This window comes from Streptomyces sp. NBC_00045 (assembly GCF_045041095.1).
In the GTDB taxonomy this organism is placed as follows: Bacteria; Actinomycetota; Actinomycetes; order Streptomycetales; family Streptomycetaceae; genus Streptomyces.
In genome coordinates, this window is record NZ_CP108271.1 from 3,134,361 (window position 1) to 3,159,086 (window position 24,726).

A 24,726-nucleotide genomic window follows, 5' to 3' on the forward strand; every position below is an offset into this window, starting at 1 on the left:
TTCTTCGTCGTCCGGGAGGTGCGCTAGGTCGTGATCTTGACCGTGTACGCGCCCGAGGGCGTGCGGTCCGCCACCTCGATCCTGATCCGCTCCCCCGGCACCGTGAACGCCTCGCCCACCTCCAGCGGCGCGTCGGCCAGCGGCGGGTACACCGAGCGGTCCCAGCACGCCTCCGAGTTCGGATGCCCGTCGAGCACCTCGATCGGCCCGCCGCCCGACGCCGCCTCGTTGCGCACCCGGTAGACCAGGACCCCCTCCGTACAGGTGTCCCCGTCGTTGCCGGCGGAGCCCCGCGCCTCGACCGCGATCGCGCTGCCGGTCCCGGTACGGATCACCGCGAGCCGGGTGCCGCCCGTGGCGCCCGGCACCGGGGCCTGGGCGAGCGGCAGCAGGGTGTGCAGCGAAGAGCCGGACTGCACGCAGTCCACCTGGGAGGCGTCCAGCCAGCCGAGCTTCCACTTGTGCCAGGCGAACAGGTCCGGCGCCATGCCGAACTGGCTGCCCATGACGTCCCAGTCGCCGACGTACGTGTCCCAGTCGCCCTTGCCGTCCGTCGGCCGGTGGTAGAGGTCGGGCAGGTCGAAGACGTGGCCCGTCTCGTGCGCCAGCACGTTGCGGTCCGGCGGGTGGCGCTCGAAGACGGTCACGATCCGCCGCAGGTCGGTCCCGTCGGCCCTGATCGGCCGGTCGAAGTTGACGACCTTGGTGGCGTCCGAGTCCACGCCGGGCGCGTCCGGGTCGGCGACGAAGTACACGACGTCGTACTGCGAGAAGTCCACCTCGGGGTCGGCTGCGGCGACGGCGTCCCGCAGGTACGCCGCCCGGTCCTGGGCCACCCAGTCACGCTGTATCCCGTACGCCGTGGACGGCTTGGGCATCCGGATCCACTGCTTCTGCGGGTGCGGGACCAACCGGAACCTCCCGTACGAGGCCCGCTCGAAGAAGTCGCTGGTCGCGGGGAAGTAGTCGCCGGTCAGCTGGTCGGTCGTCAGGTTGGTCCGGTGGTCGGGGAAGGAGAGGAACACCATGACCGCGTTGAGGGTGCGCTCCGGCTTGGGGTAGGCGCGGTTCCAGGTGTCCAGGCCGAGGGAGTGGTGCGCCGAGGTGCGGGTGAGGGCGCACGGCCCGGCCCCCGGATCGGCGACCGCGGGACCCGCGACGAGCGACATGGCGGCCAGCGCCGTCAGGGAGGTGAGCGCGGCCGCCATGCTTCTCATCGGGGAGCGTTCCACTCCCCCGGGTGTCTGCTGTCGCGGCACATCGACCTCCGGTGGTGGATTCGTACCATCTCGTTCCACCCTGAGGCGATTGCCTTATTAATGCCCTGTTCCGCTGCCCCACAAGAGTGAGCACTACGGCAAGTCGGTGACCCGCGGGGTCACCCACACGCCTACAGAACGTCACGACCGATCACGGGAGATCATCGGCAGCCTTCCGCTGCTCAGAGCTGCGCAGAAACGATCGCGCGGGGTATGCCCGAAGGGGCGTCAGCACGCCGAAGTCCCGTGCCCCGCACGGCGGCGCCGCTGGATAGGTCCGTACGGTGCCTCTATGATCGGCACACTTTCCTGCACGGACACTCACGAGCACTGCGGGAGCCAACGGTGAGCGGAACCTCAGAAGGAACCGGTTCGGCGGCCGACAGCATCCGATCGGACATTACGGAGCGTCACCAAGCAGTGCCGGACATGCCGACAACGCCCACCCGCACCGACTCCGAACTGCGCGATTACCGGGCCGCCTTCAACGCGGCCCACCTCGCCATGGCCGTCGTCGACCGATCCGGCTACGTCGTCGCCGCCAACGCGGCCCTGGCCGGACTCCTCGGCACCGAGCCGCACGCGCTCGTCGAGCAGTGCGCGGCCGACCTGGTCGACCTGGGCGCCGAGGCCCGCACCTGGCAGGCCTACCAGGAAGTGCTCCGCGGCCGGCAGGCCAGACTGCGCTGCACCCGCCGACTCAAACACCCCGACGGGCACTCCATGTGGACCGAGGTCACCCTCGGGCCCGTGCCCGGCACCCGGGACGTGCTGCTGTCCGTCGCCGACATCAGCGACCGCCGTGACCTCCAGGCCCGGCTGCGGCACCTCCAGATGCACGACCCGGTGACCCGGCTGCCCAACCGGGCGCTGTTCTTCGAGCGGCTCTCCGCAGCCCTGGAAGCCTCCTCGTACGATCAGGGCGGCACCGGGCGGATCGGCCTGTGCTACCTCGACCTGGACGGCTTCAAGGCGGTCAACGACACCCTCGGGCACCGGGTCGGCGACCGGCTGCTGACCGCCGTCGCGGCCCGGCTGACGCAGTGCGCCGACCAGTCCGGCTACGGGCGCACCGGCGGGCACCTCGTCGCCCGGCTCGGCGGCGACGAGTTCGCCCTGCTGGTCGAGGACTCCACCGGCACCGAGCAGCTCGCCGACCTGGCACGGAGCGTCCTGACCGCCGTACAGGAGCCGTTCGACCTGGCCGGCCAGCGACTGTCGGTCTCGGCGTCCATCGGCGTGGTGGAGCGGGCCACGGACGGGACCTCGGCGACTGCTCTGATGCAGGCCGCGGACACGACCCTGTACTGGGCGAAGGCGGACGGCAAGGCCCGCTGGACGCTGTTCGACCCGGAGCGCAACGCACACCGCATGACCCGGCAGGCGCTCAGCTCGACCCTGCGGCCGGCGGTGGAGCGGGGCGAGTTCGAGCTGGAGTACCAGCCGCTCGTGGACCTGGAGAGCGGGGCGGTGCGCGGGGTGGAGGCCCTGGTCCGCTGGAGCCACCCGCAGTTCGGCACGCTGACGCCGAATCGGTTCATCGGAATTGCGGAAGAGGACGGCTCCATCGTCCAGTTGGGGCGGTGGGTGCTGCGGACCGCCTGCCGGCAGGCCCGGCGCTGGCAGATCGAGCAGCCCAGCGACTCCCCGGTCTTCGTCTCCGTCAACGTGGCGGTACGGCAGGTGTGGGACTCCGACCTGGTCGGCGACGTGGCGGAGATCCTCGCCGAGACCGGGCTGGCCCCGCAGCTGCTCCAGCTGGAGCTGACCGAGTCGGCGGTGATGGGCTCCGCGGGACGCCCGCTCCAGGCCCTGCAGGCGCTGAGCGACATGGGCGTGCGGATCGCCATCGACGACTTCGGCACGGGCTACTCGAACCTGGCCTATCTGAGCCGGCTCCCGGTGTCCGTGCTGAAGCTGGACGGCTCCTTCGTCCGCGGATTCCGCTACGACGAGGGCGCCCACCCGAACCCGGCCGACGAGACCATCGTCGAGGCCCTGGTGCAGCTCGCGCACCGGCTGGGACTGACGGTGACGGCGGAGTGCGTGGAGACGGCCGGCCAGGCGGCCCGGCTGCGCCGCGTCGGCTGCGACACCGGCCAGGGCTGGCTGTACTCGCGCGCGGTGGCCCCCGAGCTGATCGCCGAGATGATCGGCACCCGCCCGGGCGCGAGCGACGCCGGCTAGGCGTTCCGCTCGCCCCGCGGCACCCCCTCCGACACCCCTCCGGGCGGCCGCCGTGAGCCGTCGCCCACCAGCCGCCGAACGGCCGAAGACCGCTGGCCACCGCCGGTGGGTGGGCCACCTCGGGCGTCGCCGACGGCTCGCCGTACGACTCCGTGACCGCGGCCGACCTGCGCGTCGCGATCGCGCGGACCATCACCGACCCGGCCACGGGCAGGGCCGTGAACCGGGAGGCCCAGAAGGCCCTGGCCGGCAGGGTCGAGGACCTGCGCGCCTCCCTCAAGACCGGTCGCGCGATCGCGCAGGACGAGGACGACCGGGTCGCCATCGCCGAGCTCCTCGCCGACCCGGCCACCGGCAGGCGCGCCGGGCGCGAGGCGAACAAGGCCCCCGACGCCACCGCCGCCGGGCCGCCGCGTTCCGGAAGACCGGCCCGCGACCGACCCGAACCGAGGACGACCGCGTCGCGGTCGCCCCGGATCCCGGCCCGTCCGGGCAGCAGCGACGCCCTGTACGCACGCGGCGGCCCGGAAAGCCGTGGGCGGCACCCCGGAGGAGCCGCGCCACTTCGTCGCGGTCGGTCAGTACCAGGTCTGACCGGCCCGCGGGCACACGGCCGCCCCCGGCCTCTTCGCGAAGGGGACGGGGGCGGCCGGCGCTCGGCGCGGGGTGGGGGGAGATCAGCAGGCGCCGAGGTCCTTCCAGACGCCCCATTCACCGGTCGTGCCGGGCTCCTCGTTCTGCGTCCACCACTGGGCCTTCCACTTGTGGCCCTTGTGCGAGACCTCGTTGCCGCCGGTGTAGACGGTCCCCGCGAGGTACGCCGGTGCCGGGCAGCCCGAGGTGGGCGGTGTGGTCGGCGGCGTGGTCGGAGGGGTCGTGGGGGGCGTGGTCGGAGGAGTCGTCGGCGGAGTCGTCGGAGGCTGCGTGGTGCCGCCGAGGGCGTCCGAGATCTGGTTGAGCAGCGTGGTGTTGTCGTCCAGGCCGAGCAGGGAGTACATCATCGCGCCGGCCAGGCCGCGCTGCTTGCCGTAGTCGACCCGGGCCTGGACGGACCGCTGGTTCAGGCCGGTGAAGAACTCGCCGTCCTTGTAGAAGTACGAGGCTTTCGCCTGGTCGTCCCAGAAGGTGGTCGCCGGGTTGTCGACGATCCCGCCGAGCTCCTTGTAGTTGGCGATGCCCGCCTGCTGGCTGGTGGGCCGGGCCGCGGAGGGGCCGGTCGCGCTCTGGGCGAGGCCGCCCGCGGTCCCGGCGGGGACGCCCTTCCAGCCGCGGTAGTAGAACTCGTAGCCCAGGGTCAGCTTGTTGGCGGGGAAGCCGCCGGCGATGCCGTACGCCGCGTTGCCGTCGATCCAGGAGTCGATGGCGTTCTTGATGCCGTACTTCTGGGTGCCCGGGGCGATCGGGTCGGTCGGATCGGCCGCCGAGTTGTCCAGCGGGGACTGGTGGTACGTGGGCCCGTCGCCGTCCCAGGCGCCGTGCATGTCGTACGTCATGATGTTCGCGTAGTCGAGGTACGAACCGATCTTGTCCGTCTCGATGTACTTGATCTTGTCCTGGCCGGCCGGGAGCGCCGCGGTCAGCAGGTACTTCTTGCCGCCGTTGGCCGCGCCGTAAGCGTCGAGCTGCTCGCGGAACTCCTTGAGCAGGAGCGTGAAGTTCTGCTTGTCCTCGGGGGCGTAGTGGTTGCCCAGGTGGCCGCCGGAGGAGCCGGGGTACTCCCAGTCGATGTCGATGCCGTCGAAGATGCCGGCCGCGGTGCCCGGACCGCCGTATCCGCCGTCGACCGGCAGGTTCCCCTTGATGTACTGGTCGATGCAGGAGGACACGAGCTTCTTGCGGGAGGCGTCGGTCTTGGCCGCGTCACTGAAGTACTTCGAGTACGTCCAGCCCCCGATCGAGATGTTGATCTTGAGGTTGGGGTACTTCGCCTTCAGCTGCTTGAACTGGTTGAACACGCCGACGATCGGCTGGTCCCACTTGTCGGCGACGCCGCTCACACTGTCCGCCGCACTGAAGGACTTCTGGTAGTCGGCGTACGAGTCGCCCGCACCGTCACCGGCGTTGGGGTTGTTGTCGTCGCCCGCGGCCTTGTTCGCCTCGAAACAGGTGAGGTTCGTGGGGTGGATGTTGCCGAACGAGTAGTTGATGACGTTCAACTTGCCCGCTATGCCGCGGGTGTCGAGGTGCTTGGGGTAGAAGGCGTTCCCGTACACGCTCCACTGGTCGTAGTACGCGATCTTGACGTTGCCGCCGCCCGCGGCGGCGGTCGCATCGGCGGCCTGCGCGGTGCCGAGCCCCGCGAAGCCTGCCAGCGCTCCGGCTGCCAGCGCGGCCGTGGCGGCGGCCGCGATGAGGGGTTTACGGATGTGCATGAACTGCCTCCGGGGGGGTGGGAGGGGGAAGCAAGAGGTTCGGGTGTGAGAAGTGATAGCGATCACCCGAGGTCCGAGTCAATGGTTTGGACCAAAGAAGGACTAGACCACTTGCCGGGGAAATCCCCTCGTCAGAGGCCTGAGGGCCCATGCAAAACCGCCCGCCACCCCGGGTGACGAGCGGTTTAAGGATGCCTTAGGCCACGCTCCCGCAAGGTTGCGGCAACAAACCAGCAGAACTCCGTTCGCACGAGATCCATCAACTGGCGCTACGGCGCCGGCCGGCGCCGCGGCCGGATCAGACCGACCAGCGCTCGCGCATCGTCTGCACCTCGCCCTTGGAGTTGAGCGTGATCTCGTAGACGTTGCCGTAGCAGGAGTAGGGCTGCTTGACGACGTTGTAGTCCTCGCGCAGACAGCCGTCGATGTGCTTCGACAGCTCATCGCGGTTCACAGGCTGGAACTTGCCCGGACCCGTGGCCAGTTCGCCCTTGACGTCGGCGGGCAGCTTGTAGCCCTTCGGCTCGCCCTCGCCGTGGTAGATCCAGTCGTTGGACGTGCACACGGGCTTGGCGTCCATGGCCTCGAAGACGCTCGCGTCGCGGTGCAGGCCCACCTGGACGATCTTCACGCCGGCGGGCGGCGTCGGCGGCTTGCCGCAGTCCTTCTCACCGCCGCCCGACCCGGAGGGGTCGGCCTTGGAGCCGCCCGCGGGCGCGGATGCGGACGGCTTCGTCGCGGCGGAGGGCGCCGAGGGGGAGCCGCCGGCGGCGTCCTCCTGCGGGCCGCACGCGGCCAGGCCGCCGAGCGCGGCGACGAGCGCGATGGTGCCGATGACGTGCCGATTGGAACGCATGGAAGTCTCCCCCGTGTCGAAATGTGGCGTGGCCATGATGAGCCGAACACGGGTTCTACCTGATGGCCGCGATCAAGATCCAATCTGGACGGCGCCCGTCACGGGGCTGTTACCAGACGCTCGCCGACTACGGACAGAACCGGACGAGCGGGCTCCGAACGGCACCCCCGGGCGGAGCCGGACGGGTCAAACCGCGGGGGCCGCGGGCGGAGCCTGCACCGGCATGCCGTACGCGTCCGCCACGAGTCCGTACGAGCGCACCCGCGCCGCCCCGCTGTGGGCGTTGGAGGTCAGCATCAGCTCGTCGGCCCCCGTGCGCTTGACCAGGGCGTCGAGCCCGGCGCGGACCTCGTCGGGCGTGCCGTGGACGACGTTCGCGAGCCAGCCGTCCACGAACTCCCGCTCCAGCGGGGAGAAGCCGTAGGCCGCGGCCTCCTCGGGCGTCGGGATCAGCCCGGGCCGGCCGCTGCGCAGCCGCAGCATCGACAGGGCCCCCGTGAGCACCTGGGCGCGGGCCTGCGCGTCGGTCTCGGCGGCGAGCGCCGACACCCCGATCACCGCGTACGGGGCGTCCAGCACCGCCGAGGGTCGGAAGGCCTGCCGGTAGAGCTCCAGCGCGGGCAGGGTGCCGGCCGCCGAGAAGTGGTGGGCGTACGCGAAGGGCAGGCCGAGCTCGGCGGCGAGGCGGGCACTGAACCCGGAGGAGCCGAGCAGCCACAGCGGCGGCCGCCCGGCGGGGCCCTGCACGGGACCCGGTACCGCGTGGACGCGGGCGTACGGGTGCCCGTCGGGGAAGTCGTCGTCGAGGAAGCGGGTGAGCTCCACGAGCTGCCGGGGGAACTCCTCCGCGGCCTCGTCGAGGCGCCCGGGTCCGCGCAGGGCCGCGGCCGTGCGGCCGTCGGTGCCGGGTGCGCGGCCGAGCCCGAGGTCGATCCGGCCCGGGGCGAGCGCCTCCAGGGTGCCGAACTGCTCGGCGACGGCGAGCGGGGCGTGGTTGGGCAGCATGACCCCGCCCGAGCCGAGCCGGATGCGGGAGGTGTGGGCGGCGAGGTGGGCCAGGATCACCGCCGGGGAGGAGCTGGCCACCCCGGGCATCGAGTGGTGCTCGGCGACCCAGTGGCGGTGGTAGCCGCGGGACTCGGCGAGTCGGGCGATGTCGACACTGGTGCGCAGGGACTCGCGGGCGGTGCTGCCGGCGCCGACCGTGACGAGGTCCAGCACCGAGAGCGGCACCGGTGCGAGGCCGCGGACCTCACCCCGGATCCGGTCTCCGAGTCCACCTTGGTCCGTAGCCCGACCCGCGTCCCCGGTGTCACTCATAGTCGCTCCCGCCTCGCATCGCCGTCCGTACGAAGAACTCGAACCATCGGCGGCGGGCCCGCATTCCCGGCGTCCCCGGACAGCGGCCATGACCTTGGCATATGCCAATGGAGTAGACACAGGCAGGGGGACGTGATCGAGCCATCAATCTCATCAACAGGCGCTCCACGCGGGCCTCTTGATGGCTATCGTGGTAGGGCAAGCGGTAACAACCTGCTAGGGGGAAAACCGTGGCGCTGAAGCCCGAGCCGACCGCGCCGTTCCATTCGGTGCAGTACGCCCTGCGCGTACTCGAAACGATCGCCCGCCACACCGGCGGCGTGACCGACATACAAATCGCGCGTGAGACCGGCCTGCCCGCGGCCCATCTCGCGCCGATGCTCCTCATGCTGCGCCGTGAGGGGTACGTCCTCCAGGTGTCGGACGGCGCCTACGCCATAGGTGACTCCTTGGTGCTGCTCGGCTCCGGCATAGACAGGCAACAGGCCCTCCAGAACAAGCTCCAGGAGACACTGGACCGACTCCGGGACTCGGTGGGCGCGGCCGTCTACATCAGCCGGTACGTGGACGGCGAAGTGAAGATCACGCAGTTCGCGGACAGCCCCCGCACCCCGAAGGTGCACGAGTGGGTCGACTTCCGCTCCGCGGCGCACGCCAGCGCGGTCGGCAAGTGCCTACTGACGCAGCTCGACCAGAACGGGCGGCGCGACCACCTCTCGCGACACAAGATCGCCCGGCTCACGTCGAAGACGATCGTGAACGAGCGGATCCTCTTCTCCAAGCTGGACAGCCAGCCGGCGACGGTTCCGGTGCTGGACCTCCAGGAGTACGCGGTGGGCACCGTCTGCGCCGCGGTTCCGATCACCGCCGGGGCCTCGGTGGGGTGCCTTGCCCTGTCGATGCCGGTCGAGCACGCGCACCGGCTGCGGGCCGCCGCGGACGCACTGAACCGGAAGGCCGCGCCGCTGCTGCTGTCGCTCACGCTGTGAGCCCCGGAGGCCCGGAGGATCCCGAGGGCCCGGAAAGTCCAAAGAGTCCGGAGTTCTTTCCGGAAAACACTTCGGGCGGTTCCCGGTGAACCGGAAACCGCCCGAAGTACAGGTGCGCCGCCAGGGACTCGAACCCCGGACCCGCTGATTAAGAGTCAGCTGCTCTAACCAACTGAGCTAGCGGCGCCTGACAGAGAAAATACTACCTGGTCCCCAGGGGTGCTCAAAACCAATACCCGCGGTGCGGGGATCAGCGGTCCAGGAGCTCGCCCCGGCCGTGGGCCGCGTACGCCGCCAGCAGGCCTGCGAGGTCCTCCTGGTCCAGGAGCCGGTAGCCGGAGCCGCCCGGCGGGCACCACCAGACCGGGTCCGGGCAGCGGAAGCCGGAGCGGCGCAGGGCGACCCGGTGGATCTTGTTCGTGGCCGTGGTCGGCATGGACTCCACGATCCGGACGTAGCGCGGGGACATCTTCGTGCCGAGGTCCGGCTGGGCGGCCAGGAACGCGGAGAAGGCGTCCGCCGAGAACCGCTCCCCTTCCTCCAGTGCGACCGCCGCCATCACCTGGTCGCCGGCCGCCTCGTCCGGCACGGCGTACACGGCGACCGCGGCCGCCGGGGCCCAGCGCGCCAGGATGTCCTCGATCACCGCCGCGGCGAGGTTCTCGCTGTCGACCCGCAGCCGGTCGTCGGTACGGCCCGCGAAGTAGAGGAACCCGTCGGCGTCGCGGAAGAAGAGGTCGCCGGTCCAGTACCAGCCGTCCCGGGTCCGTGCGGCTTCCGCGTCGGGATTGCGCCAGTAGCCCTCGAAGAGGCTCCGGCCCCGGTTGACCAGCTCGCCGATCGCCGCGGAGCCGTTGACGAGGCGGCCGCGCGCGTCCAGGACGGCCGGCGGGCACTCCGCGCCCGTCTCCGGATCGATCACCGCCAGGTCGTCCCCGGCCCCGGCGCGGCCCAGGGCGCCCGGCGGGGTGTCCGGGGTGCGCTGGACGGAGGCCCCGCCCTCGGTGGCCCCGTACCCCTCCACCAGCCGGACCCCGAACCGGTCGGCGAACCGGGCCGCGTCCACCGAACCGGCCTCGGTGCCGAAGCCGAGGCGCAGGGTGTGCTCGCGGTCGTCGGGGCGGGGCTCGGTGGCCAGCAGGTACTGGACGGCCCGGCCAACGTAGGTGAAGTACGTCGCCCCGTACGCGCGGACGTCGTCCAGGAACGCGGAGGCGGAGAACCGGGGGCGCAGGGCCACGGCCGCTTCCCCGGCGAGGGCGGGCAGCCAGTCGGCTATGACGGCGTTGCCGTGGAAGAGCGGCATGCAGATGTAGTGCACGTCGTCCGGGGTCACGGAGAACTGCCGGACGAGCGAGGCGCCGGCGGCGGCGATCCTGCCCTGGCTACAGAGGGCGGCCTTGGGGGCGCCGGTGGAACCCGAGGTGAAGTAGAGGAGGAAGCGGGAGCCCGGACCGGGGGCGGCGAAGACGGCCTCGCCCGGCTTCGCGCCCGCGTACGGGGCGAGCAGGTCCTCGTACTCCTCGGTGCCGGTGACCAGGATCCGTACGCCGGGCAGGTCGAGCCCGCGCAACAGCGGCAGGTGGGCGCGCTCGGTGACCAGGATCCGGCAGTCGGTGTGCAGGATGTCGCGGGCCAGCTCGGGACCGCGCCGGGTGGGGTTGATCCCGGCGACGGCGGCCCCTGCGAGGGCCGCCGCGCCGAGCCAGAACGGGAACTCGGGGGTGTTGTCGAGCAGCACCCCGATGTGCGGTTCGGCGTCCGAAGGCAGGAGGTCGACGAGCAGCGCGGCGCGCGCCGCGGCCTCCTGGGCGGTCCGGTGGCGGCTGAGGACGGCGGCGTCCGTGCTGCCGCCGTACTTCAGCCCCGGCCGGTGGTCGCCCCATTGGCGTGCGATGAGCTCCGCGACGGTTTCGGGTGTCGTCCGCATGCCGCCGGAGGGTAGCTGACGTTCCGTCAGAATTGAATGCCGGAACCCGCCTCCGGGACGGGTCGCCAGAGCCGGGGCCGAAGCCTCAGAACTGGACGTCGGAGCAGGAGTAGAACGCCATGGGGGTGTCGTTGACCGTCCAGACGGCCAGGATCATGTGCCGTCCGGTCTTGCCGCTCGGCATGGCGCCCTGGTGGACGGTGGTCATGTCGGGCCGGGCACCGTTGTAGGCGACGGTGAGGAACGGCTGGGATTCGAGGGAGGCGCGGGTGAGGGGCTTGGTGGAGTCCCAGCCGTTCTTGGTGACGTAGTACTTGAAGTCGGTGGTGGAGTGGTTGGCGGTGAACTGCCAGCGGAAGCCGTAGCTCTGCCCGCTGGTGACCTTGGTGGTGGGCCAGGCACCGCCGCGCGGGTCGTCGAGCTGCGCGAACTCGCCGTGCCCGCCGGAACATATCTGGCCGTCGGCCGGACCGGCGGCCGGGAAGCCCTTGTAGCCCTCGACGCTCTGCGGCTCCCACTGGATCGGGCCGCAGTCGGCGACGGTCTTGTTGGCGCAGAGCTTCTGGCGACTGATGGGGGTGTCGGTGTAGCCGTGGCTGCTCGCGGTGGGGGCGGTGAGGAGCGCCAGGCCGGCGACGACGCCGAGGCCGAGCGCGGCGGCACCGGCTCGTCTGGGCAGGTGAACGGGCATGCGGATGGGACGCATGATGCTCCTTGAACGTGGGGGGAGACCGGCGAGAGCGTGCGCACGCATGGGGATTCAGGTCTAGACCAAGTACCAGGTTATTGACGGGAGTTGGCCATGTCCAGACCAATGGGGGAACGGGTGGTCCGGTCGATTCCGGCCACCCGTTCGCTCGTCGGTCCCGCTCCTCGCGGGGCGCCCTACTCCGGACGCCCCGTGTAGAAGGCGACGGTGAGGTCCTTCACGAGGGCCTTGCGCTCGTAGTCGTCGAGTTCGACCAGCCCCCGCGAGGTCAACCGGTGGACGGTGTCGTCGACCGCGTCCACGACCGAGGTCAACACCGTGTCCCGGTGCTTCGCGTCGATCGCGGCGACCCGCCGCCGCCGCATGGCATCGGCGACCTCGGGGGCGTACTCGATCCGCGTCGGCTGGGCCGAGTAGACCTCGATCCCCACCGCCTCGGTCTCGGTCGCCAGCATCCGGGTCAGCGCGTCGCCGACCGCCTCGGAATCGCGCAGCGTCGGGGCGTCCTCGTGGAACGCGTCGGCGGGCAGCTGGGACAGGACCCGGGCCATCGCCGATTCGACCTGCTCGGCGAGGTACTCCGTGTGGTCCTCGACGGCGAGGGTGGCCCGGGCCGTGTCCTTCACCTGCCACACGACCTGGACGACGACCCGCAGGGCCAGGCCGCCGGAGTCCACCGCCGGCATGGGATCGCTGCGCCAGTGCCGCAGCCGGACGTCGACGCGACGGCGCAGCAGCAGCGGGCTGACCCAGGTCAGCCCCGTACGGCGGACCGTGCCGCGGTAGCGGCCGAACAGCGTGAGCACCCAGGCGTGACCGGCCTTGGCGCGGCCCAGCCCGCCGAGCGCGAGCAGCGCGACGATGCCGAGGAAGGCGAGCGGGGGCCAGTGGGTGGCGCGGAGCCCGTGGTAGGCGCGGGGGCTCGCGCCGAAGGCGGCCACGAAGGTGGCGGGGACCGCCCCGGCACGCCAGAGCACCGCCAGGCAGCCGGCGAGGGCGAGCCCGCCGACGCCGACGCCGACCCAGCCGGGCAGTACGGGGCCGCGGTGCTCCCGGAGCCGTTCGTCGCCGCGCGGGACCCGTCGGCCGGGGGCTGCGGGCCGGGAGGTGCGCGGGGCGGACCCGGCGGCCGGGGGCTTGGGGGCGGCCGGGCGGGCCTCCCCGCGGAACGGCAGGTGCACCGGCACTTCGGTGGCCGCCGCCCCGCGGACGGGCGCGACCCGCGGCAGGTCCTGCGTGTCGCCCTCCATGCCGCGGGCCACGGCCTGCGCCACGATCTCGGCGACCGCAGGACCGGGCACTCCGGTGGGACGGCCCTCGGCATCGGCATCGCCGTGCGGGTGCGGGTGCGGGTGCGGATGCGCGGGCTCGGACCCGGAGCCGGAGCCGGAGCCGGAGCCGGGTACGAGCCCGGAGCCGGACTGCGGGCCGGCGGGCGGCCACGGCTCGCCGTACCGCCGCCCGGGACCGTCCACCACCGGCCCGGCCACCACCGGCCCGGCCACCACCGGCCCGGCCACCACCGGCCCGGCCACCACCGGCCCGGCCACCACCGGCCCGGCCACCACCGGCCCGGCCACCACCGGCCCGGCCACCACCGGCCCGGCCTCCGCCGGCCAGACCGGTCCCTGCGGGGACGGGGGTTCGCCCCCGCCGTCGAGGGCGCGCAGCCGCAGGGTGGCCACGCCGGTGTGCGCGTTCTCGTCGTGCGACCCCGCCGGGGCAGGTACGCAGACCACGGGATCGGGTTCCTGACCGTAGGAGATGCCGCCGGACTCGGCCCGGTCGACGCCCCCGGCCAGCGCGTGCACCGGCTCGGGTTCGACCCGGACCCGGGCCGCCGGAACCTCGCTCCAGCCGGTGTCCGTGTCCGCAGCCGGCCGCCCGTGCGGCACAGCGACCTCACGGGACCCGCCCGACTCCGGAGCGGTCCGAGCCGCGTACGCGAGCGGATCCCCGAGCCCCGGAGCGCGGTCTTCCGCACCCCGAAGCGGGTCGGCCACCGCGGGCGGTGGGGAAGCCTGGGCCTCGTGCGGCAGCGGACCCGCGGCCGCGACGGTGCTCTCCGGACCCGCCTGGGCCGCGTACGGGGCCAAGGCCAAGGTCACGGCCACGGCCTCTGCACCGGGAAACAGGCCCGCCGGCGCGGCCGTACGAGCCGGCTCCGGCTCGGCCTGAGCCGCGTGCGCGAGCCGGGGCACCGCCGCGGGCTCCGCCGGCGCGGACGGAGAGGGGACCTCCGGCCCGGGGTGAGCCGCGTGCGGGAATGCGGCCGGGGCCGCCGGCGCAGCGTGCCGGTGCGGATCCGCAGGTGGAGGGGGAGCCTCCGGCTCGACCTCGGCCGGATGCGGCAACGGGCCTGCGGCCGGGAGGGCGGACTCCGGGGCGGCCTGAACCGCGTACGGGGCCGGGATCGCGGCCGTGGCGGCATCGGCCGCAGGCGCGGGCTCCACCGCCGGGCGCGGGGACGGCGCCTGGGGCTCGGAGTCCGGCTCGCCCTGCGCCGCGTACGGGGCGGGAGTCGCGGCCGTGGTCGCAGGTGCGGGCTCCGGAGCCGGCGGGCGCTGCGGGGCGGGGTACAGCTCGCCCGTGCCCCGCGGGGCCAGGGCCTGCGGCACCTGCGGGGCCGCCGGGGCCTGCGGGGATGCCTCCGCCGGTGGCACGCGGAAGGTGCCCGTCGTCGAGGTGGTGCGCGTGGGGTACATCGTTGCCTCCGTCATGCGAACAGCCGGCGCCAGGTTTCCGGGCCCGGGTAGCCGTTGGCCTCGGCGCCGCGCCACCCCTGGGCGCGCTGGAAGGCCTCGACGCTGCGACGGTCGGCCTCGCTCCAGCGGGGCCCCGGGCTGGATGTGTAGTTCTTGCCGAAGCCCTTCTTCACCAGCTGGCGGCCGAGGGCGGTGATGAACGGGTGCGAGGCCCCGGGGCGGAACACCGACGACCCCGGATAGGCCGGCACCCCGGCGGGCCCCGGTGCGGCGTCCACCGTCGGCCGGATGTCGTTGCCCTTGTGCTCGACCAGCAGTTGCCAGGTGTTTGCGCCGGGAATGCCGTCCGCGTCCGTGCCCGTCCAGCCCTGGGCGCTCTGGAATGCCTGCGTGGCCAGCTTGTCGGCGTCGCTCCAGGCCGTGCTCGCACCCTTGGGGTAGAAGCGGCGGCCGCCCCGGTCGATCAGCATCCGGGCCAGCTGGGCGACGTGCTCGTTGTTCGCGCCCGGGCCGAACTGCGTGGCGCCGGGGAAGGCGGTCGGGACCGCGGGCTTGGGGTCGGTCGCCGGGTCCTCGGCGATCGCGCTGGTCACGCCGTTGAACCGGTACGGGAGGTACTTCGTCGCGTTGTTCCAGTAGCCGTACGGGGTGGCGCCCTTCCGCGTGTTCGGGCGGGTCTGCTCGTACGCGACGTAGTGCGTGCGCGTCTCGTCGACCCATCCGCCGAAGAGCACCACGTGCGAGCCGTTGGTGGGGTCGGCCGGGTTGTGGAAGAGCAGCATGTCCCCCGGGAGCAGCTCCTCTTTGGTGATCTTGGTGGCGAATTTGTCGAGGCTTCCGGTCCACTCGTTCGTACCGAGGTTCCAGGCCATCGAGACGAAGCCGGAGCAGTCCTGGCGGTAACCGTCGGACCAGTACGTGGACATGCTGTACGGGACCTTCGCGTCCAGCCACAGCTTCGCCCGGGTGATGATCGACGTCCGGTCGATCCGCCTGACCGCCGACGGCGCGCCCGGCGCACCCGCCGGTTTCGCCGGTGCCGGGCGGCCGTGCAGCGGGGACCGGCCGCCCTGCGGGGAGCCGGGGATGTCGAGGGAGACCGGGCCCGGGCCGGGGACCGGGTCGGCCGCCGCCAGTGCCGCCGAGCCGCCGCCGCCCAGGACCACGCCCGCCGCGGTGGCCAGCACCAGCGCCCGGCGGGCGCCTCGCGCGGCCGGGTGGCCGCCGTCACGGAGCGGTATGGCCCGGGCGCGGGCGAGGGAACGCCGGCGCTGCGTGCAGCCCAGGCAGACGCAGTCGCCCGCGGGCTCGTACTCCTCGAAAGCGGGCATCGGCATCGGTGCGGTCGTCTGCACATGCACCGGAGGCTGGATCGTCATGCGGTTCCGTCCACTCCCCTGCTCGTCGCTGGTCAGGCGGGCCGGGCATCTGTCGGGGCATCAGATGCGGTCGGCTCAGACATATCGTGCACGATGAACCCCCCAAACATGGGTTAATCGGACAAGGCGGGCGCGGCTGGTCACGAGCACGGGTGGAGGTGGGGTAGAGTTTTCCCTGTCAGCAAGCGCCGCTAGCTCAGTTGGTTAGAGCAGCTGACTCTTAATCAGCGGGTCCGGGGTTCGAGTCCCTGGCGGCGCACAGACAAGGGGAAGCCCCTCACAGCGAAAGCTGTGAGGGGCTTCTTCGTCGTGTCCCCCGGGCGGCGGAGCAGCCGGTGCGCACGGGCGTGTCCCTGCCCGTGCCCGAATCCTCGCCTCACACCGCCGCGCCGGGCCGCCCTCCCGCACCCGCGGCTTCGCCCTCGCCCGTCAGGTAGGCCGAGACGACCACGTTCGCCGTGTACTCCCTGGCCGCCTTGTCGTACGTGCCCCCGCAGGTCACCAGGCGCAGCTCGGCCCGGCCCTCGATCCGCGGGCCGTAGGCCCGGTGCGCGTCGAAGCCCGCCCGCTCGTAGACCCGTACGTCCTCGATCGTGAACTCGGCGACCGACCCGTCCATCCGCACCACCCGTACCTTGCCGCCCGGCTGGGCCGTGCTCAGGCCGTAGAAGACCGCCGGCTTCGACGCCGTGTCCACGTGCCCGACCAGCAGCGCGGCGCCCGCCTCGCCCGGCTTGGCCCCGGCGCCCCACCAACCCACCGTGCCGGGCTGCTCGAACGGCGGCGGCTCGATCGCGCCCTGGGCATCGAGGCCGCGGGAGATCACCGGCGCCTGGATGCCCATCGACGGCACGTCGACCCGGGCGGGCACGGACGCCGCGAGCGGGGTGTGCGCGGCGGGCAGCCCGGGGACCGGGAGCGCGGACCCGCCGGCCAGTGCGGACGACGGGCGCGGCGGGACGCCGGTGATCTCGCGGCCCCACAGCCACAGGCCGAGCACCAGCACGGACCAGGCGGCGAAGGTCAGCAACCGCCCGCTACCGGAGGGCTTCGGCTCCCCCGGGCCCGTCACCGCAAGGCCCTCACTCGCCGCTGCGGCGCCGACGCAGGGTCAGCGCCCGGAACGCGACGGCCAGTGTGGCCGCGGCGGCGAGCACTGCGCCGATCACGGTCTGCGGGAGGCCGGGGCCCTCGCCCCCGTGGCTCTTCTTGGTGGCCGCGGCCTGGTCCTGTGCCTGCGCCGCGAGCTCGGCGGACATGCCGCCACCGCCCGCGTGGACGGGCCGGACGGGCGACTGGTGGGGGTTCGGCCGGTCGCGGTCCTGTTCGCGGTCGTCGCGACGGCGGATCACCTCGATGGAACCGCGTACGCGGTCCTCGCCCCCGTCGCACTTGACCTTGATGTCGTGCCAGCCGGGCTGGGCGTGCGAGCTGACCATCGCGTCACCCGACAGCGTCTTGTCCCCGTCGCGGCCCGACGACAGGTGGACCTCCGACACGAAGGCCGCGGACTTGGCCGACGCCCATTTGTCGTCACAGCCGCGGACGCGCAGCTTGACCTGCGCCCCCGGCTCGGCCTGGTGCGGATCGACCGAGACGCCCGCACGGTTCTCCTCGCCCGCCAGGGCTGCGGGCGGGGACACCGCGGTGAGCGCCGTCAGGGCGACGGCCACCCCGGTGGCACGGAGAGCGATCAGAGCACTGCGCATGGTGAACCTCCTCAACAAGGAGGTTCACGCGCGGCGCACCGCTCCGCATCCGGAGCGCCGCGCGCTTGACCCGTTCGGATCAGACGAGATCGACCAGGTCGGCGATGGAGTCGACGGTCCTGGTCGGGCGGTACGGGAACTTCTCGGTGTCCTCGATGGAGGTCAGTCCGGTCAGCACGAGGAAGGTCTGCATCCCGGCCTCCAGTCCGGCCAGGACGTCGGTGTCCATCCGGTCGCCGATCATCGCGCTGCTCTCGGAGTGCGCGCCGATGGCGTTCAGGCCGGTCCGCATCATCAGCGGGTTGGGCTTGCCGGCGAAGTACGGCTGCTTGCCGGTCGCCTTGGTGATCAGGGCGGCGACGGCGCCCGTGGCGGGCAGCGGGCCTTCGGTGGAGGGGCCGGTCTCGTCGGGGTTGGTGCAGATGAAGCGGGCGCCCGCGTTGATCAGGCGGACGGCCTTCGTCATCGCCTCGAAGCTGTAGGTCCGGGTCTCGCCGAGGACCACGTAGTCGGGCTCGTGGTCGGTCAGGATGTAGCCGATGTCGTGCAGGGCGGTGGTCAGGCCGGCCTCGCCGATGACGTACGCGGTGCCGCCCGGGCGCTGGTCGTCGAGGAACTTGGCGGTGGCGAGCGCGGAGGTCCAGATGTTCTCGACGGGGACGTCGAGGCCCATCCGGAAGAGCCGGGCCTGGAGGTCGCGCGGGGTGTAGATGGAGTTGTTGGTCAGGACCAGGAAGGGCTTGCCGGAGTCGCGCAGCCGCTTGATGAAGGCATCGGCGCCCGGGATCGGGGTGCCCTCGTGGATGAGTACCCCGTCCATGTCGGTGAGCCAGGATTCGATCGGCTTGCGCTCTGCCACTGGACTGTTCTCCGCTCTCTGACCGCTGGTCTGTACCACCCTATCGGGGCCGGGCCGTGGCCGCGTTCGGCGTCCACAGCCCGGACGGCGGGGGCCTGGATCAGCCGAGTTTGACGTTGTCGACGGTCCAGAACCAGTTGTTGCTGCCGGTGTAGCGGAAGCGGATCTGGACGTCGGTGGCGCCGGCCGGGACCTGGAGGGCCAGGGACTCGGCCTTGGCGACCGCGTCGGCGGTGTAGCTCTTGACGACGGTGGGCGTACCGCCGTTGTAGGAGACCAGGACCTGGGCGCTCTGGCCGGCCTCGTGGCGGTAGTGCGTCTGGAAGGTCAGGTTCTTCGTGGTGCCGCCGGTCACGGCCCACTGGGGAGTGATCAGGGTGGAGTCGTATGAGCCGGTGTGGGACTTGTCGTCCCACTCGTCGGAGTCGGCGACGGCGAACACGTCACGGGAGCGGACGTTCAGCTCGCGCCACTGGTCGCGCTGGGACTGGCTCCAGAACTCGTCGGTCGCGAAGGCCCAGCCGGCCCATTCGGTGACACCGCCCGTGCCCGTCTTGGAGTTGTCGACGGACCAGCCGGCCGGCGGGGTGTGCGTGAAGCCCTTGACGCCTGCGGGGATGCCCGTCTCGTCCACGCGGCCCTGGAGGCTCGGCCGCAGGGTGTCGAACGGGTCGTTGTCGTCGGGGGCGCCCAGCGGGACGCCGTCGATCGCGGAGCCGGCGTCGACGCCGACCTGGGCGAGCGCGGTGGCCGCCACGTCGACGAGCTTGACGTCGGTGCGGACCGAACCGGCCGGGATGCCCGCGCCCTTGGCGATGACGAAGGTGCCGCGCTCTTGGATGGAGGAGCCGCCGTGGCCGCCGGCGTCGGTGTGCCCGTGGTCGGTGGTGACCAGGATCTTCCAGTTCTCCTGGGCGTACGTGGGGCGGTTCTGCACGGCGGTGAGCAGCTGGCCGACCATCGTGTCGACGCGGCCGATGGCGTCGAGGTACTGCTGGCTGGCGGCTCCGTAGGAGTGCCCGGCCGAGTCGACCTGGCCGAGGTAGACGAAGGAGGCGTCCGGGTTCTGGCCCTGGAGTTCGGCGGAGGCCGCGGCGGCGATCTTCGGGTCCTCGGTGCCGTAGCCGTCGCGGTCGCCCTTGAGGCTGAGGCGCTTGTCGACCTTGGCGGAGAAGACCGGGCCGTTCTGGTCGGTGGAGGTGAGCGGTTCCCAGTCGGCGGCCGCGTACGTGTTGAGCGCCGGCTTGGCGTTCTCGATGCGGGTCAGGAAGTCCGGGTAGGCCGTGAAGTTCTTGCCTGTGAAGGAGTTGTCCTTCACGCCGTGCTTGTCGGGCCAGACGCCGGTGGCGATGGTGGACCAGCCAGGGCCCGAGGAGGTGGCGGCCATGGGGTTGGCGTACAGGGTGCTCTTGGCGGTGAGCCCCTGGGCCATCAGGCCGTTCAGGTTGGGGGCGTTGGCGGCCTTGACGCGGTCGAGGACCACGCCGTCGATGCCGATGACGAGGACCTTGTCGGTGGTGGCGGCCGCTGCGGCGGTGGCGGTGTGGGTGCCGAGCGCGGTGGCGAGCAGGGCCGTGGCGGTGGCGGTCACGGCGAGGGCGCGTCCTGACAGGACAGTGGGCACGTACTCCTCCGGGAGTAATCGTGGGAACGGCGCTGGTGGACATGCGCCGGGTCCGGACCGAAGGTGCGGTCTTCGGTCCAGACCCGTTATGCAAGCGTCACTTTCCTGGACGGGAGTGACCAGGAGGCAACCAATCAGCTTCCGGTTGCCGACTTCCACGCGTCGACGTAGCCCGCGAGGTTCTTGTCGATGTCCGCCCAGTCCGGCTCGAAGACCTCGACGCCCGTCATCAGCTTGGTGAGTTCGACGGCGTTGGCGTCGGTCGGCTTGACGTCGGTGCGCGCGGGGAAGCCACCGCCGACCTCGCTGACCCGCTTCTGGGCGTCCTCGCTGAGCAGGTAATCGAGGAGCTTCTTGCCGTTCTCGGTGTGCGGGGCCTTGTCCACCAGGCCGGCCGCGTACGGCAGGGCGAAGGTGGTCGGCTTGCCGCCGTCCTTGGCGGGGAACCAGATGCCCAGGTTGGGCATGGACTTGGACTGCGCGAAGTTCATCTGGACGTCGCCGTTGGCGACGAGCAGCTCGCCCTTGTCGGTCTTCGGCGCGAGCTTGCTGGTGGAGGAGGACGGGCCGACGTTGTTGGTCTGGAGCTTCTTCAGGTACTCCATCGCCGCCTCCTTGCCGCCGAAGTCGTGCATCGACTTGACGAGGACGGCGGTGCCGTCGCCCGCGACGCCCGGGGTGGAGTACTGGAGCTTGCCCTTGTACTCGGCGTCCAGCAGCTCCTCCCAGGTCTTGGGGGCGTCGGTGAGCTCCTTCTTGTTGTAGACGAAGCCGAAGTAGTTGTTGACGACCGAGGTCCACTTGCCGTTGGCGGCCTTGTTCGCGCCGTTGACCTTGTCGGATCCCTGCGGCTTGTACTCCTGGAGCAGGCCCTTGCCGTCCGCCTGCTGGATGAACGGCGGCAGGGTCACCAGTACGTCGGCCTGGGTGTTGGTCTTCTCGCGGACGGCGCGCTGCACCATCTCGCCCGAGCCGCCCTCCACGTACTTGACCTGGATGCCGGTCTTCTTCGTGAAATCGGCGAAGACCTTGTCGTACCAGCCGTCGCCCTTGTCGCTCTTGAGCCCGTCGGCGCTGTAGACGGTGACGACCTTCTCGCCGCCCGCCTTGGAATCGGCGGCGGAGGAGCCGCCGCAGGCGGTGAGGCCCGCGGCGAGGGCGAGGCTGCCGGTGGCGGCGGCCGTGGTGCGCAGGACGGTACGGCTCACGGGGGTTCTGGACATGGAACTTCCTTACGGGAAAAAGGGAGTCAGCGGTAGGAGGCTCTGGTGCGGATGCGGGAGACGGCCAGGAGGACCAGGAGGGGGGCGGCCATCAGGACCACGGCGACGGCGGAGCCGCCGAACAGCGAACCGCGGTCGGTGGCGGTGAAGATCCGGACCGGGAGGGGCATCCAGTCCGGCGGGTAGAGCATCATCGTGGCGCTCAGCTCGCCCATGGACAGGGCGAAGCAGAGTCCGGCGGCCGCGGTGAGGGACGGCAGCAGGAGGGGGAGCTTGACCCGCCACAGGACGTACGCGGGGCCGGCGCCCAGGGAGGCCGCCGCCTGTTCGTACGCGGGGTCGAGACGAACGATGGCGGCCGAAACCGACTGGTGGGCAAACGCCGTGACAAGAATCGTGTGCGCCAGGATCACGATTGAGCTGGTGCCGTTGAGCAGCAGCGGGGGCTTGCTGAAGGCGACCAGCACGGCGAGCCCGACGACCACGGACGGCACGGCGACGGGCAGCATGAACAGGGCGTCCAGGGTCCGCTTTCCGCGCCGTTTCAGCCCGGCGGCGGCCAGCGCGGCCCAGGTGCCCACGGTGAGCGCGAGCAGGCTCGCGACGAGGGCGGTCACCAGCGAGGTGGTCAGCGCCCGGAGGGATTCGCCCTGCACGGCGGAAGCGTAGTTCGTGGTGGTCGGGCCGGAGGGGAAGGCCCCCGACCAGTGGGTGGCGAAGGACGCGGCGACCACGACGAGCAGGGGCAGGGCGAACAGGGGCAGGAAGAAGAGGCCGAACAGGGCCCAGGCGGCCCAGCGGCCGGTCCGGCTATGCACCAGCACGCTTGCTCACCACCCGGTAGAGGCCGAACAGGCCTACGGAAATCGCGATGTTGACGACGGCGACCACACAGGCGGCCGAGTAGTCGGATTCGAGGATCGCCTTGCCGTAGACGAGCATCGGGAGCGTGGTGACGTCCTTGGCTCCGGTGAACAGGACGATCCCGAACTCGTTGAGGCACATCACCAGGACCAGGCTGCCACCGGCGGCGAGCGCCGGGAGGGCCTCGGGGAGGATCACCTGCCGGATGATCCGGGCGGGCTTCGCGCCGAGCGAGGAGGCCACCTCCAGCTGGGCGGTGTCCAGTTGGGAGAACGCGGCGAGCAGCGGGCGCATGACGAAGGGCGTGAAGTACGTGATCTCCGCGAGCAGTACGCCCCACGGGGTGGTGAGGAAGTGGAAGGGCCCGTCGGCGGCGCCGGTCACGTCGGTCCAGACCCCGTTGGCCATGCCGGCCGTGCCGTAGATGAAGAGGAGGGCCAGGGTGATGAGGAAGGAGGGGAAGGAGAGGAAGACGTCGATGAACTTCGCGACGGCCCTGGCCCCGGGGAAGGGGACGAAGGCGATGACCAGCGCGAGCGCGAAGCCGAGGAGGAGGCAGCCGACGGTGGCCCCCGCGGCCAGCCAGACCGTGGTGCCGAGCGCCTCGCGGAAGGCGTGGGAGCGGAAGACGGAGGCGTACGCGTCGAAGGCGCCGCCGCCGTTCTCGGGGGTGAGGGACTGCTGGACGACCAGGGCGAGGGGATAGAGGAAGACCAGCGCCAGCACGGCCACGGGCGGTACGGACCACAGCCAGCCGGGCACGGTACGGGCCCCCTGCGGAGTGCGGGAGCCGGACGGAGTGCGGGAGCCGGACGGAGTGGCGCGGTGTTCGGGGGTGGTTTCGTCACCGACCGCGGTGCCGTTGCGCGGGCGGCGGCCGGACGGCGCGGGCGCTTGCGACGCCGCGGCGGGAACGCCCTGCGGGGTGCCCTGCGTGGCGTCGGTGTGCTCCGGAGCCCGGGTGCCCGGTAGGTGCACCGTTCGCCGCCCGTCCAGGCGCGGGGCGTCAGTCATCCGACACCCCTGCGGCCAGCAGCACGGCGTCCCGCGGTTCGAAGTGCAGCGTCACCCGGTCGCCCAGCGCGGGGGTCTCGCGCAGTTCCGGCAGATCGGCCTTGATCCGGTGGCCCTCGACGTCGACGTACAGCCGGTGCGTCGAGCCCCGCCACTGCACCTCGGAGATCGTGCCGGTCAGCGCGTTGGGCCCGGCCCCGAGGCCGAGCAGGTGCGGCCGCACGCACAGGGTCGCGCTCGCGCCGGGGACGGCGCGCCCGCGGTCCAGTTCCAGGGGCCGGCCCGCGAAGAGCGCCCCGGAGTCGGCGACCGTCACCGGCAGCAGGTTGGCGTTGCCGACGAACGATGCGGTGAACTCGGTGCGCGGCGCCCGGTACAGCTGCTGCGGAGTGCCGCAGTCCTGGAGCCGGGCCTTGTCCATGACCGCGATCCGGTCGGCGAGCGTCAGCGCCTCCACCTGGTCGTGCGTGACGTACAGGATCGATACGTCGGGCAGCTCCCGGTGCAGCCGGGCCAGTTCGGCGAGCATCCCGGAGCGCAGCTGCGCGTCGAGCGCGGACAGCGGCTCGTCGAGCAGGAGCACCCCGGGCCGGATCGCCAGGGCGCGGGCGATCGCCACGCGCTGCTGCTGCCCGCCCGAGAGCTCGCGCGGGTAGCGCCGGGCGTACGCCGCCATCCCGGTCATCTCCAGGGCCTCGCCGACGCGCCCGGGTATCTCTGCCTTGGGGGCCTTCTGCGCCTTGAGGCCGAACGCCACGTTGTCCTCCACCCGCATGTGCGGGAAGAGCGCGTACTGCTGGACGACCGTGCCGATGCCGCGCTTGTGCGGCGGGAGCGCGGTGACGTCCCGGCCGCCGATCAGTATCCGGCCCGCGGCGGGCCGTACGAAACCGGCGACCGCGCGCAGCGCCGTGGTCTTCCCGGACCCGGAGGGGCCGAGCAGCGCCATGACCTCGCCGGGCTCGACGGTCAGGTCGAGCCGGTCCAGCACGGTGGCGGCGCCGTACGCGACGCTGACCCCCTCGAAGCGGATGCCGCTCACGCCGACTCCAGCAGGACCTGGGGCAGTTCGGCGATCGAGCCGAGGACGTGGGTGGCGCCGTGCTCGGTGAGCACCGCGCGGTCGTGGGCGCCGGTGAGGACGCCGGCCACGATCGCGGCGCCGGAGCGGCGGCCGCTGAGCATGTCGTAGGCGGTGTCGCCCGCGACCACGACGTCCCGTACGTCGTCGACGGCGCCGGTGCGCAGGAACGCGGCCAGCACCATGTCGGGGTGGGGCCGGCCGCGGCCGCCCGCGTCGGCGGGGCCAGGCCCTGCCAGCCGAGGGCGTCGAGGATGGCGTCCTGGGTGACGCGGGCGAAGCCGGTGGTCAGGACGACGGTGCGGCCGTCGGCGCGGAACTTCTCGATGGTCTCGCGGGCGCCGGGGACCGGGGCGATGAGGCCACCGTCGACGAGCTCGCCGTACGCCTCTTCGAAGGCGGAGTTGGCGCGCCGGGCGAGCTCTTCCGTGCCGAAGAGGTGACGGAAGACGGAGATCTTCGACTCGCCCATGGTGTCGCGGACGTACTGGAGCTTGGCCTGGTGGTCGGCGGTGCCCGGTTCGACGCCGAGGCGTTCGGCGGCGCGCTCGAAGGCGCGCTCGACGAGGCCGCCGTCGGCGACGGTGGTGCCGGCCATGTCGAGGACGACCAGGTTGCGGGATGCGTTGGCGGGGTTGCTCATCTG

At 72.1% G+C, this 24,726-nt stretch carries 18 protein-coding genes, 2 tRNA genes and 1 pseudogene; 3 read left to right on the forward strand and 18 right to left on the reverse strand.

What is annotated here, in order from left to right:
* Positions 1 to 23: 23 nt before the first annotated feature.
* Positions 24 to 1,217, reverse strand: coding sequence for a M6 family metalloprotease domain-containing protein (locus tag OHA65_RS14675; protein ID WP_371643636.1), 1,194 nt, complete (start codon positions 1,215 to 1,217; stop codon positions 24 to 26).
* Positions 1,218 to 1,688: 471 nt separating this feature from the next.
* Here OHA65_RS14675 and OHA65_RS14680 point away from each other — a divergent pair, with 471 nt between their 5' ends.
* On the forward strand, positions 1,689 to 3,446 hold the full coding sequence (locus OHA65_RS14680) for an EAL domain-containing protein (RefSeq protein ID WP_327283573.1): 1,758 nt from the start codon (positions 1,689 to 1,691) through the stop codon (positions 3,444 to 3,446).
* A gap of 677 nt (positions 3,447 to 4,123) precedes the next feature.
* On the opposite strand, the gene OHA65_RS14685 is transcribed toward OHA65_RS14680, so the two are convergent.
* The 3 genes from OHA65_RS14685 to OHA65_RS14695 form a co-directional block, all read right to left on the reverse strand.
* Positions 4,124 to 5,818 (reverse strand): glycosyl hydrolase family 18 protein, encoded by a 1,695-nt coding sequence (locus OHA65_RS14685; protein ID WP_327283574.1) that lies wholly within the window; start codon positions 5,816 to 5,818, stop codon positions 4,124 to 4,126.
* A gap of 298 nt (positions 5,819 to 6,116) precedes the next feature.
* A complete protein-coding gene (locus tag OHA65_RS14690) occupies positions 6,117 to 6,674 on the reverse strand; it encodes a hypothetical protein (RefSeq protein WP_327283575.1) in 558 nt (185 codons plus the stop codon).
* A gap of 186 nt (positions 6,675 to 6,860) precedes the next feature.
* The gene (locus tag OHA65_RS14695; protein WP_405761985.1) at positions 6,861 to 7,994 is read right to left on the reverse strand and encodes an LLM class flavin-dependent oxidoreductase; all 1,134 of its coding nucleotides are present in this window, start codon (positions 7,992 to 7,994) and stop codon (positions 6,861 to 6,863) included.
* A 230-nt stretch (positions 7,995 to 8,224) separates the two neighbouring features.
* On the opposite strand from OHA65_RS14695, the gene OHA65_RS14700 reads away from it, so the two are divergent.
* Positions 8,225 to 8,983 carry an IclR family transcriptional regulator C-terminal domain-containing protein gene (locus tag OHA65_RS14700; RefSeq protein ID WP_327283578.1) on the forward strand — a complete coding sequence of 253 codons (759 nt, stop codon included), beginning with the start codon at positions 8,225 to 8,227 and terminating at the stop codon, positions 8,981 to 8,983.
* 113 nt (positions 8,984 to 9,096) lie between these two features.
* Here the strand turns inward: OHA65_RS14700 and OHA65_RS14705 are convergent.
* From OHA65_RS14705 to OHA65_RS14725, 5 genes are all read right to left on the reverse strand, one after another.
* Positions 9,097 to 9,170 (reverse strand) — tRNA-Lys (locus tag OHA65_RS14705).
* Positions 9,171 to 9,233: 63 nt separating this feature from the next.
* Entirely contained in the window at positions 9,234 to 10,913 is a 1,680-nt protein-coding gene (locus OHA65_RS14710; RefSeq protein ID WP_328762863.1) for an AMP-binding protein, read from the reverse strand.
* 85 nt (positions 10,914 to 10,998) lie between these two features.
* A complete protein-coding gene (locus tag OHA65_RS14715) occupies positions 10,999 to 11,592 on the reverse strand; it encodes a lytic polysaccharide monooxygenase (RefSeq protein WP_371646839.1) in 594 nt (197 codons plus the stop codon).
* A 206-nt stretch (positions 11,593 to 11,798) separates the two neighbouring features.
* A complete protein-coding gene (locus OHA65_RS14720; protein WP_405761987.1) occupies positions 11,799 to 14,327 on the reverse strand; it encodes an SPFH domain-containing protein in 2,529 nt (842 codons plus the stop codon).
* An 11-nt stretch (positions 14,328 to 14,338) separates the two neighbouring features.
* Positions 14,339 to 15,664 carry a peptidoglycan-binding protein gene (locus OHA65_RS14725; protein WP_327285655.1) on the reverse strand — a complete coding sequence of 442 codons (1,326 nt, stop codon included), beginning with the start codon at positions 15,662 to 15,664 and terminating at the stop codon, positions 14,339 to 14,341.
* Between the two features lie 227 nt (positions 15,665 to 15,891).
* Here OHA65_RS14725 and OHA65_RS14730 point away from each other — a divergent pair.
* A tRNA-Lys gene (locus OHA65_RS14730) sits at positions 15,892 to 15,965 on the forward strand.
* A 117-nt stretch (positions 15,966 to 16,082) separates the two neighbouring features.
* Here OHA65_RS14730 and OHA65_RS14735 read toward each other — a convergent pair.
* The 9 genes and pseudogenes from OHA65_RS14735 to OHA65_RS14775 all read right to left on the reverse strand — a co-directional run bounded on the left by OHA65_RS14735 (position 16,083) and on the right by OHA65_RS14775 (position 24,723).
* Positions 16,083 to 16,778: a class F sortase gene (locus OHA65_RS14735; protein WP_327283582.1), complete on the reverse strand. Its 696-nt coding sequence runs from the start codon at positions 16,776 to 16,778 to the stop codon at positions 16,083 to 16,085.
* Positions 16,779 to 16,788: 10 nt separating this feature from the next.
* Complete coding sequence (locus OHA65_RS14740; protein WP_327283583.1) at positions 16,789 to 17,415, reverse strand: hypothetical protein; 627 nt, start codon at positions 17,413 to 17,415, stop codon at positions 16,789 to 16,791.
* A gap of 79 nt (positions 17,416 to 17,494) precedes the next feature.
* Entirely contained in the window at positions 17,495 to 18,274 is a 780-nt protein-coding gene (locus tag OHA65_RS14745; protein ID WP_327283584.1) for an HAD-IIA family hydrolase, read from the reverse strand.
* A 100-nt stretch (positions 18,275 to 18,374) separates the two neighbouring features.
* Complete coding sequence (locus OHA65_RS14750) at positions 18,375 to 19,898, reverse strand: alkaline phosphatase family protein (protein WP_327283585.1); 1,524 nt, start codon at positions 19,896 to 19,898, stop codon at positions 18,375 to 18,377.
* A gap of 134 nt (positions 19,899 to 20,032) precedes the next feature.
* Complete coding sequence (locus OHA65_RS14755) at positions 20,033 to 21,121, reverse strand: 2-aminoethylphosphonate ABC transporter substrate-binding protein (RefSeq protein ID WP_327283586.1); 1,089 nt, start codon at positions 21,119 to 21,121, stop codon at positions 20,033 to 20,035.
* 26 nt (positions 21,122 to 21,147) lie between these two features.
* A complete protein-coding gene (locus OHA65_RS14760) occupies positions 21,148 to 21,945 on the reverse strand; it encodes an ABC transporter permease (protein ID WP_405761989.1) in 798 nt (265 codons plus the stop codon).
* A complete protein-coding gene (locus OHA65_RS14765; RefSeq protein ID WP_327283588.1) occupies positions 21,932 to 22,999 on the reverse strand; it encodes a 2-aminoethylphosphonate ABC transporter permease subunit in 1,068 nt (355 codons plus the stop codon). Before OHA65_RS14765 ends, OHA65_RS14760 begins: the two co-directional genes overlap by 14 nt.
* Complete coding sequence (locus OHA65_RS14770) at positions 22,992 to 24,041, reverse strand: ABC transporter ATP-binding protein (protein WP_328762868.1); 1,050 nt, start codon at positions 24,039 to 24,041, stop codon at positions 22,992 to 22,994. Before OHA65_RS14770 ends, OHA65_RS14765 begins: the two co-directional genes overlap by 8 nt.
* A pseudogene (locus tag OHA65_RS14775) lies at positions 24,038 to 24,723 on the reverse strand (HAD family hydrolase). The gene OHA65_RS14770 and the pseudogene OHA65_RS14775 overlap by 4 nt, the downstream one beginning before the upstream one ends.
* Positions 24,724 to 24,726: the final 3 nt, after the last annotated feature.